We start from the raw sequence: 16,184 nt of genomic DNA, 5'->3' as shown, positions 1-16,184 counted from the left end.
AACCACAAGTTCTATCGAAGTAAGAAGGAGGAATACAGTCATGTTAAATCAAGCAAGAAAAGAAGAATTGAATATGGTAAAAGGGATTGCTCCTAATGTAGATAAGGAAGCATTGTTTAATAACAAGAGAAAAGTATTCCTATTTGGATCGCCAAGTTATACGAATATTGGAGATCAAGCCATCGCCTATGCAGAGGAAAAGTTTATTAAAAATTGTTTTCCTTACTATGAATATATTGAAATTATGGACTATGCAACAGAAGAAGGAATAGAGCTAGTTAAGAAGATTATTAACGAAGATGATATTGTTTGTTTTACAGGCGGAGGAAATTTAGGAAGTTTATATGTAGATATTGAGGAAGATCGTAGAAAAGTAGTTTCATCCTTTAAAGACTACAAAACAATTGTTTTTCCACAATCTGCTTTTTTTGAGGATACAGAGCAAGGTAGAGAAGAGAAGCGGAAAAGCCAAGAAGCATACAATCAAAATCCTAATCTAACTTTAGTAGCAAGAGAGAATCAAACTTTAGATATTTTAAAAGAAACATTCCAGGCAAATGTAATTTACACTCCAGATATGGTATTATCTCTGTCTATTGAGCCAAGGGAGCTGGAACGTGATGGTGTTCTATTTGTTCTAAGAGCAGATAAGGAGAAGGTGACAGAAGAAAGCTTTGTTTCTGACTTAATGGACTTATTTGGAAAAACGGAGTCTGTAGAGCGGACAGATACGGTTTTATCAGAGGTTGATGTGATTGATTATGCGGACCGTGAAAAGTACTTCTTAAAAACGCTTGATAAAATTGGCTCCAAAAAATTAATTATTACAGATCGTTTGCATGCTATGATCTTTTCCATTATCACTAAAACACCTTGTCTAGTGTTCGGAAATAGCTATGGAAAAGCAAAGCATTCTTATAATGATTGGCTACATGAGTTATCCTTTATTGAATATACAGATAACAAAGAGTTAAATGACATACCAGCTATCGTGGAAAGATTGCAAAAGGCAGAGCCGAATAAGATTGATGTAAAAGAAGATTTCCAAGTACTAAAAGATTTTTTTAAAGGATAAATTTCTTTGAATTTGTGCTAACCCAACAAAGATAAGAGAGGAAAGTATATCTAGGAAAACCATAGATATTACGTAACTCTTTAAAACTTTGTTGGGTTTTTTCATTGTTTTGTGAAACGTTTCTACTGATAATACTAAATGAAATAGTTAGAAAACGCTTGCAAGTTGATATTCGGTGATATATACTAACTTATATCGAAACGTTTCTATAAAATTCATCTAAAAATGGAGGAAACAAGAATGAATTTCAAAAAGAAATTTGCATTGCTAGGAACCACAGCATTACTTGCAGTAGGATTAATGGCGGGATGTTCTGATAGTAAAAATGATGCTAGTGACTCAGAAGTACTAACCGTTTGGGGAATGGGCGATGAAGTGAAGCAGCTCCCTAAAATGGCAGAGGAATTTACGAAAGAAACAGGCATTGAAGTGAAAATCCAAGCAATCCCCTGGGCTAGTGCTCATGATAAATTACTGACAGCCGTAGCTTCGAAGGAAGGTCCTGATGTTCTTCAAATGGGTACTACTTGGATGCCGGAGTTTCAAGCTGCTGGTGCATTGGCAGATATGGGGCCATTTATTGATAAAAATGATCATTTAAAGCCAGAAAACTTTTTCGAAGGTTCAGTAGAAACAACCAAGTTTGATGATAAGTATTACGGGATACCGTGGGCAGCGGAAACGAGAGTTTTGTTCTATCGGACCGATATTTTAGAATCCGTTGGATATAAAGAGGCACCTAAAACATGGGAAGAGCTTGAAGACGCAGCGAAGAAGCTATCAGAACGAGGAGATAATATGTATGGCTTAAATGTCGATTCGAAGGAACAAACACTTGGTTTCATGTTTGCTCGACAAAACGGTTCTGAATTGCTGTCAGACAAGGAAGAAGCGCAATTTAACCAAGCGCCGTTTGTAGAAGCAGTGACGTTTTTAAATGATATGATTCAAAAAGGGTATGCTCCTAAACAAGACTTAGGAATGGATGTTTCGCAAACGTTCTCAGGAGATGCTATTGTACCAATGTTTATTAGTGGTCCGTGGATGGTGAAAACAGTTAATGATACAGTGCCAGATATCGAAGGCAAATGGGCAACCGCCGTTCTTCCTGCTGGAAAAGATAATAATGATTCAAGTCTTGGTGGATCGAATTTAACGATATTTGAACATTCAAAGAAAAAAGATCAAGCGGCACAATTTATTGATTTTATGGTGAGCAAGGAAAACCAATTAAAGTGGTTAGAATTAACGAATGCCATGCCAACAGTAAAAGAAGCGTGGAAGGATGAAAAGCTAGCCGGTGATCCATTATATGAAGTATTTGGAGAGCAAATGGAAAACTCTCATCCAATGCCATTAATTCCTGAATTTGAAGAAATCGCTCAAAACTACTTGAAGCATTTTGAGAAAATTTATTTGGGTGGAGCAGATGTACAGGCAGAGATGGATGCTTTTAATGCAGAAACAGAAAAGGTTTTAAGTAAATAAATGAGCAGAAAGGAGTATCTCAAACATTAGCGGAAGTTATCTGAATAAACGGGTTCGATTAGAAAAATCTGTTTCCTAATCTGAATGTGTTAAAAGAAATCTTTCTCTAAAGAGATGCTCCTTTCTATTTAAAGTAAAGGAAGTGCTTTAAAATTGAGAAACTTTACTAGTAAAAGAGCCCCATATTTATTCATTTCTCCTGCATTGCTCTTACTAATGTTGTTTTCCTTAATTCCCATTGTTGTAGCTTTTTTTATTAGTTTTACAGATATCAGCTTAGTTGGACTAGCTGATTGGTCACAGATCAATTTTGTGGGATTAAGTAATTACAAAGAAATTTTAACAGATCCTGTTTTCCTCAAATCAATTGGAAATACCTTGTTTTATGTAGTGATTGGTGTGCCTTTAGTTATCGCTTGTTCCTTAGTTATCGCGGTTATGATTAACTTCGGGGAAAATAAAATCTTTCAATTTTTTCGGTTGATTTTTTACACGCCATCGATCACAAATGTGGTTGCCGTAGCAGTTGTGTGGAGTTATCTTTATAATCCGAGTTTTGGATTTTTAAACTATTTACTGTCTCTTATCAATGTTTCTCCAGTACCGTGGCTGCAAGATCCGACAATGGCGAAAGTGTCATTAATTATTCTTGCTTTATGGCGAGCGATTGGTACGAATATGATTATTTTTTTAGCGGCGCTTCAAGGTATACCGAAAGAATATTATGAGGCTGCCTCATTAGATGGCGCTAATCGACGTCAACAATTATTTCAAATTACGATACCCATGCTTAAGTTTGCAACTTTCTTTGTAACGATTACGACGATGATTGGCTGGCTCCAGTTTTTCGAAGAACCGTTTATTATGACCAATGGCGGGCCTTTAGATAGTACTACTTCCGTTGCGTTATTTATTTACCGGAACGGGTTCCAATTTAGTAAGTTTGGTTATGCAGCGGCAGGGTCATTTATTTTATTTATTGCGATTATTATCGTTACCTTGATTCAATTCCGCATTCAGCGTAAGAGTGATGAAGAATCATTATAGGAGGAAATAGCTATGCATACATCTCAAAAGCAAATGAGAACTTCAAAATGGATTGTTGGAATTATTCTTACTGTTGGCGGATTCTTTATGGTCTTACCATTTATTTGGATGCTGCTTTCTTCCCTGAAAACGGATGCGGAAATTATGCAGTTTCCTCCAACTATTTGGCCGCAGGAGATCACCTTTTCTAATTTTAAAGAATTGTTTTTAGCGTTTAACTTTGCAGTGTATTTAAAAAATACATTAATTATCGTCCTATGCTCATTTGGCGGACTAATTTTGAACGCGATGGCAGGATATGGATTTGCAAAATATAACTTCAAGGGGAAAAATATACTCTTTTATTTAGTGCTTGCGACAATGATGATACCTGGGCAAGTCACGATGATTCCAGTTTATTTGATTTTAAACGCCATGGGCTTAACAAATACAATGGCAGGGATTGTTCTTCCGGGTCTAGTGGGGGCTTTCGCCATTTTCCTATTCCGTCAGTTCATGTCTACTATATCGAACGAATTATTAGAAGCGGCTCGATTAGATGGTGCGAGTGAATGGAAAATATTTTGGAAAATAATTATGCCTGTTTCACGCCCGGTTATAGCTGTGCAAGGAATATTGACCTTTATCGGTGCGTGGAATTCCTTCTTATGGCCGCTAATTATGGCAAATGATGAAAAGTATTATACATTATCTGTTGGTCTACAGCTTTTAAAAGGACAATATGCAAGCAATTATGCTCTGCAGATGGCTGGTTCTACCTTTATGATTATTCCAATCATTATTGTATTCATGATATTCCAAAAATACATCCTGCAAGGATTCAATGTATCAGGATTGAAGTAAGGAGCATGTAAATGAGACATGAAGATTTAGTTAAATTAGTGGATGAAATGACAGTAGAGGAAAAAGTAGATCAGCTTCTACAGCTTTCCGCCGATTTTTATACAAAAAAAAGTGAAGAAATGACAGGACCTTTAACTGATTTAGGGTTAACAGAAGAAAATATCAAACAAGCTGGCTCTACATTAGGTTTATCGGGAGCTGAAGAAGCTATTCGTATCCAAAAGGAATATATGAAAAAGCATCGTTTAGGAATTCCAACCTTAATGATGGCTGACATTATCCATGGATTTCGAACGATTTTCCCCATTCCTTTAGGTTTAGGGAGTTCCTGGAGTTTAGAAGCTGCTGAAAAAATGGCGCGAATTTCTGCATTAGAAGCTAGTGTATCTGGTTTACATGTAACCTTTTCACCGATGGTTGACTTAGTGCGCGACCCTAGATGGGGGAGAGTGATGGAATCAACAGGAGAAGATGCTCATTTAAATGGTGAATTTGCTAAAGCGTTAGTGCGTGGCTATCAAGGAGAAGACTTGAAAAGCGATACAGAACGACTGGCGGCCTGTGTAAAGCATTTTGCTGCATATGGTGCTCCGTTAGGAGGAAGAGACTATAATACGGTCGATATGTCTGAACGGCAACTAAGGGAAAGTTATTTGCCGAGTTACAAAGCTGCGATTGATGCAGGTGCTAAATTAGTAATGACCTCCTTTAATACAGTTGACGGGATTCCTGCAACTGGGAATGAGTGGCTTTTTAGAAAAATATTAAGGGACCAGTTTGGTTTTGATGGAGTAGTAATATCTGATTGGGGAGCAGTGAAGGAATTGATTGCTCATGGCGTAGCTGGAAATGAAAAAAAAGCTGCGGAGCTTGCCATAAAGGCAGGAGTAGATATTGAGATGATGACCACTTGTTATGCTCACTATTTAAAGGAGTTAGTAGAGGAAGAAGTAGTAGACGAAAAACTTTTAAACGAAGCCGTGCTAAGAATTTTAGAATTGAAAAATGATTTAGGGTTATTTGAAAATCCTCATCGTGGAGCAGATGCAGATCGGGAAAAAGAAGTAATACTGTCACAATCTCATCGAAATGCATCCAGAGAAATAGCAGCAGAATCAATTGTATTGCTAGAAAACAATGGTGTCTTGCCGTTATCTGCCGATCAAAAAGTAGCAGTTGTCGGACCGGGAGCAGATTCACAGGATATTTTAGGAGCTTGGTCATGGCAAGGGAAAATGGATGAAGCTGTGTCGTTACTCGAAGGGATGCAGGAGAAATCTGCTAATATTCTCTCAGCAGAAGTACCTTGTGATTACTTTAAACTATCAGAAGACATGATTTCAAGCGCACTAAAAGCAGCGAGTCATGCAGAAGTCGTTATATTAGCTTTAGGGGAACAAGAATGGATGAGTGGAGAGGCGGCCAGCCGAAGTGATATTTGCTTGCCAAAAGAACAGATAAAGCTTTTTAAGCAATTAAAGGATACAGGTAAACCGATAATCGTTACGTTGTATAATGGCCGACCATTAGATATTAGTGAGCTAGATGGAGCGGATGCCATTGTAGAAGCGTGGTTCCCTGGGACAGAAGGTGGAAATGCGCTAAGTGACATTTTATATGGAGATGTAAACCCAAGCGGGCGTTTAAGCATGAGTTTTCCTGAAAATGTGGGGCAAGTGCCAGTCTACTACAATGGAGATAATACAGGTCGTCCTTATGAAGAGAATCCGGACGAAAAATATGTTTCTAAATACTTAGATGTTTCGAATTATGCACGTTATCCGTTTGGCTATGGGTTAAGCTACAGCGAGGTTGTCTACAGTAATTTGCAATTAGATAAAGAGACCATATCGGAGAATGAAGCAGTGACAATTACGGTGGAAGTGGAAAATAGAGGAGATTATCCTGTCACAGAAACGGTCCAGCTTTATATACGTGATCTAGTTGGAGAGGTTGTGCGTCCTGTTAAGGAATTAAAGGACTTTAAGCAAGTTCAGTTAAAAAATGGAGAAAAGCAAGTGGTTACCTTTAAAATTTCCGAAGAGCAGCTTCGATATACTCATAGAAATATGCAATTTTTAAGTGATGACGGCGATTTTGAAGTAATGGTTGGTCCAAATAGCATAGAACTTCAATCAAAAAGTTTTGAATTAAAAAAGATAAGAGGATAGGTATGAAGATATGAATACGCAAACAGTTACATTGAATGGGAATAATACGACATTTTCATTTCTTCCTAGCGGGGATATATATGAGATTCGTCATAAAGATATAATGGTTAACCAACTCATAGGGAATTTATTAGATGGCAGTGCAAACCAAATCTATTTGCGTGTGTTTAAAAAGGGGACAATTCTTTCGACACCATTACTTGGTATTCAATCGGATAGTAAGCTGGCAGTAGGTGAGCGTGCATTAATTTGGAGTGGCACCTTTGAAGGAGTATCCTATGAAGTTAAATTTATAGTAACCTCGCATGACGTATGGTTCTGGGAAGTTTCTTTACAAGGGAATCAAACAGTAGATTTATTATATGGACAGGATATTGGCATCGCGGCAAAAGGAGCCGTTCAATCGAATGAGGCTTATGTATCTCAATATATCGATCATTACATCGATACACAGCATGGATATACAATCTGCTCTAGGCAAAATCAGCCGCAAGACGGTAAATTCCCGTATTTACAACAAGGATGTTTGCAAAAAACAATTGGATTTAGTACAGATGGATATCAATTCTTTGGAATGTCTTATAAAGAAACAAATATTCCTGAGGCATTACAGAGGGAAAGCCTGTCAACAGAGGTTTATCAGTATGAAATGGCTTATGCGGCCCTACAAACAGATAAACGAAATGTACAAGAGAAGCAATCGGTTGTTTTTTATGGTTCTATTTTGGAAAATCATCCAACAGCTGTAGAGAAACCCTTTTTCACTACTCAACAAATAGAAGAAATTTGGGTAGAAGCAAACAAATTGGAACAGGTTACAAAACCAGTAAATAAAATGACGCGTATTGTTAATCAAGTTATCAAAACAGAAAGCCTGACTCCTGAGGAAATAGATGAGTTATTTGGGATTCAACTAGAAAAAGAGATAGTAGATCAAAAGCTTTTGTCCTTTTTCACAGATAATCAACATCATGTTGTATTAAAGGAAAAGGAAGTTCAAATGGAAAGGCCGCATGGTCATATCCTTTTAAGCGGAACTGACTTAGTAGTAGATAAACCGGTAATGGCTACAACGGTCTATATGTATGGGATTTTTAATTCCCAAATTGTTTTAGGGAACACTTCCATGAACAAAATGATGAGCAATAATAGAAATTCACTTAATATAATGAAGAAATCTGGTCAGCGGATTTATATGAAAATAAATAATCAGTGGCAGTTATTAGCTATGCCATCTGCATTTGAAATGGGCTTTAATGTTGCTAAATGGTATTACAAGCTTGCGGATGACTTGATTATAGTGACAAATTATACCTCTGTTGAAGACCATGAGATTAAGCTGAGCATCGAAAGTAAAAGAGGGAAAAAATATGATTTTGTCATTAGTAATCATATTTTAATGAATGATGGAGAGGATTCGGTACCATTTAAATGGGAACAATCAAATCAAGTCATCACATTTAATGGCACACCAAGTTCAACTGTCGATCAAGGCTATCCAGAGCTAACTTATCATATCCATGTTGAACAACCCTTTACGTTGAAGGATGAAACGGTTTTTGTTTCCCTTAAGGAAGGATCTGACTTCCCGCTAGTTATGTTAGAATTGCTGCAAAAACATACCGTAAACCTTACTATTCAGGGGAATTTGCATAGAGGAAATTATCAGCATCATCAAAAGAGCGAAGGTATAGAGACGGAAAGCTATGAACGCTATCTGGATGGATTATTAAATGGTTTTCAGATGAAGCATGAGAATCCACTCATTCAAGAAGAAGTAGAGAGAATGAATCTGCTTAGTAGATGGTATTCTCATAATATGCTAGTCCATTATCTGTCTCCACACGGGTTAGAGCAATATGGCGGTGCTGCATGGGGAACAAGGGACGTTTCGCAGGGACCAGTGGAATATTTCTTTGCCGTTAATCGCCCTGAAATTGTTCGTGAGATATTGAAAAAAGTATATGCAAACCAATTCGAAAATGATGGGAATTGGTCGCAGTGGTTTATGTTTGATCGATTTGAAAAGATTAAGGCAGATGAAAGTCATGGTGATGTTATTGTATGGCCGTTAAAGGTAGTTGGAGATTATTTAACATTTACAGGAGATACGAGCATATTAGCGGAGTCTATTCCATTTACAAATCGAGATACATTTGCAAAAACGGAAGAGTTTTATCCGTTAATGGAGCATGTTAAGAAGCAAATCCACTATATAGAGACAAATTTTCTGCCGAATACGTTTTTGTCTTGTTATGGAGATGGAGATTGGGACGATACATTACAGCCATATGATAGCAGGTTAAAGAAGAATATGGCTAGCAGCTGGACTGTAGCACTTACCTACCAGACAATTCGTAACTTAGCGAGAGCGTTAGAGAGCTATGATAATCTGTATGCAGCATACCTTTTTGATTTGGCTAAAAATATCAAAGCGGACTTTAACCGCTTTATATTAAGTACAGATACTATTCCAGGATTTGTCTATATGGAGGATTCGGATCATGTGGAATTAATGATACATCCAGATGATGAAAAAACAAATATTCAATACCGATTATTACCCATGACGAGAAGTATGATTGCAGAATTAATCACACCGGAGATAGCCGAGCATCATTATCAAATTATAAAAGAAAATTTATATTTTCCGGATGGAGTGCGATTAATGAATCGGCCTGCATCTTATAAAGGCGGCGTAAGCACTAACTTTAAACGTGCGGAACAGGCGGCTAACTTTGGAAGAGAAATTGGTTTGCAATATGTACACGCTCATATTCGTTTTACGGAAGCAATGGCGAAGTTAGGGAAAGCGGAAGAAACGTGGAAAGGGTTAAATACGATTAATCCAATTGGTCTCAAAGATCGTGTGGAAAATGCAGCTATTCGTCAGAGTAATGTTTATTTCAGCAGTTCTGATGGCGATTTCAAAACGAGGTATGAAGCACAAGAGAATTTTGGTAAACTTAAAAATGGCGGTGTTCCTGTAAAAGGCGGCTGGCGTATATACTCTAGCGGGCCAGGAATTTATATTAATCAGTTAATAAGCAACGTATTAGGGATTCGCCAAACAGCTGCAGAGGTTATTATTGATCCAGTTCTGCCACAAAGCTTAAATGGCTTAACTGTAACATTTCAATTATTAGATAAGCCTGTAGAGATTAAGTATACACTTGGGTCTAAAGATAAGAAGGCGATCTTTAATGGAAATGTTCTAGAGAACAGACTTGAAGATAATCTTTATCGGCAGGGTGGAATATGCTTAAATAAGGAAGCAATGAAGAAAGTATTACAACAAGAAAATATATTAGAAGTGTACTGCTAATAGGAAGGGGTGAAGGCAATGGTAGGGATTAAAGATATAGCTAAGGCAGCTGGTGTTTCTATTTCTACCGTATCCTATGCACTAAATGGCAGTCCAAAGGTAACGGAAGCCACTCGTGCAAGAATAACTGCTATTGCAAATGAGCTCAATTATATTCCTAATATGGCAGCGAGAACATTGAAAAAGCAGGAAACAAAAATTATAGCTGTCTATCTTGCAGATTATGGCGGGAGTTTCTATGGAGAGCTATTAGAAGGAATTAAACGGGGTCTTGCCTATTACAACTATGACATGATTGTTTGTAGTGGGCAGAAGTCCCATTTATTTCTTCCAGAAAGAATGGTGGATGGGGGAATTATCCTAGACTGGAGCTTTAGCACAGAAGAAATTATTCAATTTGCCAATCGAGGGCACTCTTTAGTTGTGCTGGATCGAGAAATCAGTTGTCCTAATGTTAGAAAAGTGCTATTGGATAATAAAGGCGGAGCAACGCTTGCGGTGGAAAAAATAATTTCAAGTAATCTGGGAAAAGTTTATTTGGTAACAGGTCCAGAAGAAGCGTTTGACAGCCGGCAAAGGCTGGAGGCTAGTGAACGCGAATTAGCTCGCTATGGCGTCGAGTATGAGGTTATTCCCTCTGCATTTACGGAGGAATCGGGTTATGCAGCAGCAGAAATTATCCATTCGAAGATGACATGCTCACCTATTACCATTTTTTCTTTTAATGATGAAATGGCTGTAGGAATTTATAAATATTTTAAAGATAAAGATAGAAAGATAGGCACAGATATTTCTCTTATTGGCTTTGATAATATAGAAATTGGCTCTTTTCTTAATCCGTCATTAGCGACAATTTCTTATTCCAAACATCGTTGGGGAATGGTTGCCGCGGAAAAAGTGGTTCAGTTGATAAATAATGAAGAAGTCGAGGATGAATGGATAATTACCAGTTTTGTAGAAGGGAAATCATTTATTTCTAATAAAAAGTAGGGGTGGAAAAATGGCTGTCTCTAAAGTGAATTTTCGTTCTGAAGTTTTAGGAAAAGCAACTTCTATGAATATTTATCTTCCTGATAAAGGGAATAGCGCCCTTATTCCTGTTATCTATCTGTTACATGGCTGGTCTGATGATGACGAAGCTTGGTTAACAGCTACATCACTTGAAAGGTATGCTTCAGAGTATGAATTTGCGATTGTGATGCCTCAAGTAGATTTAAGTTACTATGCAGATATGGTGAATGGAAATCGCTATTGGACGTTTTTATCGGAAGAATTGCCTGCATTAGTTAGAAAGTGGTTTCGTATTTCCGATCAGAAAGAGGCTAGCTTTGTTGCTGGACTATCCATGGGCGGCTATGGCGCAACAAAATTGGCTCTAACTTTTCCTGATCGCTTCAACAGCTTTGCCTCCTTATCCGGAGCGATGGATGTCGTAGAATTGTGGAAGAGGGATAGAGATAGAGACAAAGCATTTGCAGATATTTTTGGATCTATTCAGCAGCTGGCTGGCAGTGAAAATGACTTATTCCATCTTTTGGAGAAGCTAAAAGAAGATAGCCATGTGAAAATGCTGCAAATCTGTGGTACAGAAGACTTCCTTTATCAGGACAACTTAAAGTTTAGAGAGAAAGCACAAAAGAAAATAAGAGATTATCATTATATTGAAATGCCGGGAGACCATAACTGGGCATTTTGGGATAAAACAATCCAGATTGTATTAAAATGGTTTGACGAGAACTATAAAGAAGCGAATAATTAATAGAAGGGACTGTCCATTTAGGGATAGTCCCTTTGCTGTTTGCATGAAAGAAGGATGACCCCTGAGGACACAAATTATAAATCTCCCAAAATTCTTGTCCCATGCGCTTCTTTCATTCCTAACTCTGAAGAAAGCAACGGAAGGTTAGCAGATGTTATTCCGCCGCCAGGAATAATAATAATTTTTTCAGAAGCATATTCTATATAACTTTTTAGTGCAGGAAGATTGTTCTCTATTCTTGTTGATAGAGGGCCACCATGTGTTAAAATACGGTGCACGCCATGGGATGCGAGCCAATCAATTGCTTGCCATTTTAGCTGTGGAGCAATTTCGTCAAAGGCCATATGAAAGGTAATCTCCATCCCAGCAGCAGCGTCTAAGCATTTCTCCAGCGCTTCTTCATCAATCCAGTTAGCTTTATCCAAGCAGCCGATTACTGCACCGTTTATACCAAGCTCTTTAAAAAGGCGGATATCTTGGCACATAATATCTATCTCATGCTCGTTATACATAAAGTTTCCGCCTCTTGGGCGAATGATAGCCATCACCTTTGTATCGGTATTTCTACAATAGGAAATCGTTTTTGCGGCAACGCCATAGCTTACTGTTGTTCCTCCAACAGAAAGGTTATCGCATAACTCAATTCGATCGGCCCCTTTTTGGATGGCGCTCGGAACAAGTGTAAAGTTTTCTACACAGACTTCTTTTATCATTATCATCACCTACCAATCTAATTAAGATAGTATCATATATGGACATGAAAGAAAGTTATAATAAATGGCTATTGTTTTCTCTTTACTAATATGTTAAAGTATTTGGAAAATACGAGGTGATGGAAATGGTTAAACGCATACTTAGTATCTTTCTTTCACAATTACATCATCATAAACAGTAGTCTTGCTATTTCGATTTAAAAATCGTACATAGGAAGGCTATTTCTCATGAAACCGCATTTGATTAAGTTTTACTACTTAAATCAAGGGCGGTTTTTTATTTTTAAACAGGAGGCTAAAAAAATGAAGAAGATGAATTATCAAAATGTAAAGGGAACACTCGATTATTTGCCAGAAGAGGAGGGAATCAGAAGAGCGATCCGCAGAACGATGGAAGATGTATTTATTCAGTATGGCTGTAAGCCGATAGAGACACCGATCTTAAATTATCAAAGCTTGCTTGCTTCTAAATATGCTGGCGGGGCAGAAATATTAGAAGAAATGTATACACTTTCTGATCGGGGAAAAAGAGAGCTGGCGCTGCGCTATGATTTAACGATCCCCTTTGCGAAGGTTGTTGCGATGAACCCAACATTAAAAATGCCTTTTAAACGCTACGAGATTGGCAAAGTTTTTCGAGATGGACCGATAAAGACAGGCCGATACCGAGAGTTCACACAATGTGATGTGGATATTGTAGGTGTTCAATCGCAAGTGGCCGAAGCAGAGCTCATGATGATGGCATTGGATGTTTTCAAAAAATTAAAGATGGATGTGACGATTCAATATAATAATCGCAAATTATTAGTTGGATTTCTCCGTCAGTTGAATATTACTGGTCAAATGGTAAACCGCGTAATTTTGATATTAGACAAAATCGAGAAAATTAGTAAGGATAAAATTAAGGAAGAGCTGAGAGAAGTTGGATTAGAACAAGGTGCGATAGACGCTATCGAAGCATTTTTACAAAAGGACTTGGACGGTATTGTGGAGCAGTATCGACAGTTGGCAGAAAAAGAGGAGATTATCAAACAGGGACTGGAAGAATGGAATGAATTACAAGTATATTTAAAACGGCTAGAACTTGAGCCATATTGCGTATTCAATCCATTTCTTGCGAGAGGCCTTGAAATTTATACAGGAACGATATATGAAATTTTTTTAACAGATAAAAGCGTAAAGTCAAGCATTGGTAGTGGCGGAAGATATGATAATGCGATAGGAGGGCTAGTTGGTTCTGAAGAAACTTATGCAACAGTGGGCATTTCTTTTGGGCTGGATGTCATTTTAGCCGCTCTTTCATTAGAAAATCACTTTTCAGAAGCGGAAAGGCTAGACTACTACATTATTCCCGTTGGTCGCCCGATAGAAGCTATATTAACAGCAAAAGCGCTTCGAGACCAAGGTTTTAAAGTGGAATTAGAATTAGGAAAGAAAAAACTGGCAAAAGCTTTAGAGAAAGCAAATAAAGAAGGGGTCAAAAAGGTCATTATGATAGGAGAAAAGGAGGTAGATGGAAATACGTATAAAGTGAGAGATATGGAAACGGGAGAGGAATGGCTAGAGATTTTTCAATATTAAGTAGGATGGGCAGTAGATGGGAGACATTTACTGCCTTTGTCTATGTTTGTCAGGATTGGAAGCAGTGTCAAAGCCCATTTCAAGAAAAGGGAAAGTGAAAAGGTAACAGAGAAGTAGCGTCAGAGCCCATTTCAAGAAAAGGGAAGGTGAAAAGGTAACAGAGAAGCAGAGTCAGAGCCCATTTCAAGAAAAGGGAAAGTGAAAAGGTAACAGAGAAGCAGAGTCAGAGCCCATTTCAAGAAAAGGGAAAGTGAAAAGGTAACAGAGAAGCAGAGTCAGAGCCCATTTCAAGAAAAGGGAAAGTGAAAAGGTAACAGAGAAGTAGCGTCAGAGCCCGTTTCAAGAAAAGGGAAAGTGAAAAGGTAACAGAGAAGCAGAGTCAGAGCCCGTTTCAAGAAAAGGGAAAGTGAAAAGGTAACAGAGAAGTAGCGTCAGAGCCCGTTTCAAGAAAAGGGAAAGTGAAAAGGTAACAGAGAAGTAGCGTCAGAGCCCGTTTCAAGAAAAGTGAAGGTGAAAAGGTAACAGAGAAGCAGTGTCAAAGCCCATTTCAAGAAAATCTAAGACAAAAGGTAACAAAAAAACCTATTCATATTCTTTTTCATATAAGTTAAAAAAATTACTTTTCCGGTCGCATAGAAAAGCAAATTCTCTAGAAAACTTCATAACAGATTATTTCCACACAAGAGAAGCATACTACAAAAGAAATAATATTTAATAGTAGATATTCGTTGTAATGTTACTTAAATGATGATAACATAAAGTTATGTAACATTATTAGGAGGCAAACCGATGGAATATGTCGATCCTATAAAAGAAATTGAGAGTATTAATGCGATTAAAGAAGTATTAAGAAAACAATCTCAAAGAGACTTGCTCCTTTTTGTATTAGGTATTAATACAGGAATAAGAGTTAGTGATTTACTCGCATTAAAAGTTCGGGATGTAAGAGATGCGTCGGGAATTAAGGAGTTTTTGTATCTTCGTGATTCAGATGAAGTGAAGGCATACTATTTAAATAGTAAAGTGCATACTGAATTGGAGAAATATTTGCAAGAACATGAATTTGAAGAAGATGAATTTCTTTTTAAGTCTCAGAAGAATAATCAACCGATTACTCGTCAACAGGCCTATCGGATTATAAACAAAGCGGCAAAATTAGTTGGAATTTCTGGGAAGATTGGAATGCATACCTTGAGAAAAACATTCGGCTACCATGCCTATCGAAAGGGGATAGCTATTTCTTTATTGATGCATGTATACAATCACACTTCCCGTTCGGAAACTTTAAAATATATAGGCATTGAAAAGCACGAAAAGAGATTAGTTAAAGTGGACGTTAATCTTTAATAAAAAACTCCACCAAGTTTGGTGGAGTATAAATGGCCTATAGATAATCATCATCGTTACTAGCGTTCGTATCGATGTCAACATTCGTTAATTCGTTAACGATGTCCTCATGTACTTGCACTTGCAATGTTTCTTGATCTTTCATAAATTTGAATACACCATTATTGAAATCCGTACCATGTTCTTTAAAGAAAATCCCTTCATACATTACCTGCTTTGTATGATTAAAAATTAGACGGTATCCATTTTGTTCTTTTACTAAATATGCACGTACACCTTTTTCATATTGACCTTCAGGGTTTTTCAAAAAACGAGCGACCGAAATGATATGAAGATCAACAAATGGGATTTCACGTAATAACGAATTAATAATCGAACCTTTTGCAATCTGCTCCCAACGACTTTGCGCTGTTTGACCGAGAACAATTTGGGTGATGTTTTTTTCTCTAGCTACTTCTGCGATTACCTTAGAGATTGGTCTTGATTCCTTGTCTTTAATGATAAACGCATCCGCACTATGACGTTCAGCTAACTCTTTCCATCTAGAAATATAGTTTGACTTTTCTGCATCCAGCTCATCAAACGGTTTGGAATCCACCGTTAGAATATAGAGTGGACAATCAAGCATATTAGCTAATTTACAGCCTCGTTGTATAAGACGTTCACCGTTAGGACCGTAATAAACGCAGACGAGAATACTTTCATCCATGCGTTCTTTTCCATTTATCATGATTTTTTTCACCTCAGGTATAGATGTGAATGATTTACACCATTAATAATAAACTATGTATGACTATAACGTATGCTACTTTATGAGTCAATGGATTTCTTAAAT

General features: G+C 37.4%; 12 protein-coding genes. 10 read left to right on the top strand and 2 right to left on the bottom strand.

Going from position 1 to position 16,184, the window contains the following annotated elements:
* Positions 1-40 precede the first annotated feature (40 nt).
* The 8 genes from NST77_RS19845 to NST77_RS19810 all read left to right on the top strand — a co-directional run bounded on the left by NST77_RS19845 (position 41) and on the right by NST77_RS19810 (position 11,708).
* Complete coding sequence (locus NST77_RS19845; protein ID WP_095329386.1) at positions 41-1,075, top strand: polysaccharide pyruvyl transferase family protein; 1,035 nt, start codon at positions 41-43, stop codon at positions 1,073-1,075.
* A gap of 240 nt (positions 1,076-1,315) precedes the next feature.
* The gene (locus NST77_RS19840) at positions 1,316-2,563 is read left to right on the top strand and encodes a sugar ABC transporter substrate-binding protein (RefSeq protein WP_095329387.1); all 1,248 of its coding nucleotides are present in this window, start codon (positions 1,316-1,318) and stop codon (positions 2,561-2,563) included.
* Positions 2,564-2,779: 216 nt separating this feature from the next.
* The gene (locus NST77_RS19835) at positions 2,780-3,610 is read left to right on the top strand and encodes a carbohydrate ABC transporter permease (protein WP_445668899.1); all 831 of its coding nucleotides are present in this window, start codon (positions 2,780-2,782) and stop codon (positions 3,608-3,610) included.
* A gap of 12 nt (positions 3,611-3,622) precedes the next feature.
* A complete protein-coding gene (locus tag NST77_RS19830) occupies positions 3,623-4,453 on the top strand; it encodes a carbohydrate ABC transporter permease (protein ID WP_095329388.1) in 831 nt (276 codons plus the stop codon).
* 11 nt (positions 4,454-4,464) lie between these two features.
* A complete protein-coding gene (bglX, locus tag NST77_RS19825) occupies positions 4,465-6,624 on the top strand; it encodes a beta-glucosidase BglX (RefSeq protein WP_095329389.1) in 2,160 nt (719 codons plus the stop codon).
* Positions 6,625-6,634: 10 nt separating this feature from the next.
* The gene (locus NST77_RS19820; protein ID WP_341123438.1) at positions 6,635-9,949 is read left to right on the top strand and encodes a GH36-type glycosyl hydrolase domain-containing protein; all 3,315 of its coding nucleotides are present in this window, start codon (positions 6,635-6,637) and stop codon (positions 9,947-9,949) included.
* Positions 9,950-9,967: 18 nt separating this feature from the next.
* Positions 9,968-10,939, top strand: a complete 972-nt coding sequence (locus tag NST77_RS19815; protein WP_095329391.1) for a LacI family DNA-binding transcriptional regulator — start codon at positions 9,968-9,970, stop codon at positions 10,937-10,939.
* 10 nt (positions 10,940-10,949) lie between these two features.
* The gene (locus NST77_RS19810) at positions 10,950-11,708 is read left to right on the top strand and encodes an alpha/beta hydrolase (protein WP_095329392.1); all 759 of its coding nucleotides are present in this window, start codon (positions 10,950-10,952) and stop codon (positions 11,706-11,708) included.
* Between the two features lie 74 nt (positions 11,709-11,782).
* Here the strand turns inward: NST77_RS19810 and NST77_RS19805 are convergent, their stop codons facing one another.
* Positions 11,783-12,421 (bottom strand): copper homeostasis protein CutC, encoded by a 639-nt coding sequence (locus NST77_RS19805; RefSeq protein ID WP_171510214.1) that lies wholly within the window; start codon positions 12,419-12,421, stop codon positions 11,783-11,785.
* Between the two features lie 303 nt (positions 12,422-12,724).
* Here NST77_RS19805 and NST77_RS19800 point away from each other — a divergent pair, with 303 nt between their 5' ends.
* Positions 12,725-14,002, top strand: a complete 1,278-nt coding sequence (locus NST77_RS19800; RefSeq protein WP_095329394.1) for a histidine--tRNA ligase — start codon at positions 12,725-12,727, stop codon at positions 14,000-14,002.
* A 789-nt stretch (positions 14,003-14,791) separates the two neighbouring features.
* Positions 14,792-15,349 (top strand): tyrosine-type recombinase/integrase, encoded by a 558-nt coding sequence (locus NST77_RS19795; RefSeq protein ID WP_047940929.1) that lies wholly within the window; start codon positions 14,792-14,794, stop codon positions 15,347-15,349.
* 37 nt (positions 15,350-15,386) lie between these two features.
* On the opposite strand, the gene NST77_RS19790 is transcribed toward NST77_RS19795, so the two are convergent.
* The gene (locus tag NST77_RS19790) at positions 15,387-16,079 is read right to left on the bottom strand and encodes a universal stress protein (protein WP_047940928.1); all 693 of its coding nucleotides are present in this window, start codon (positions 16,077-16,079) and stop codon (positions 15,387-15,389) included.
* Positions 16,080-16,184 lie beyond the last annotated feature (105 nt).

The sequence above is a fragment of the Niallia sp. FSL W8-0177 genome, assembly GCF_038006285.1.
Taxonomy (GTDB): Bacteria; Bacillota; Bacilli; order Bacillales; family Cytobacillaceae; genus Niallia; species Niallia circulans_A.
Note: the sequence above shows the minus strand (reverse complement) of the source record. Positions and strands in the feature narration are given on the sequence as shown.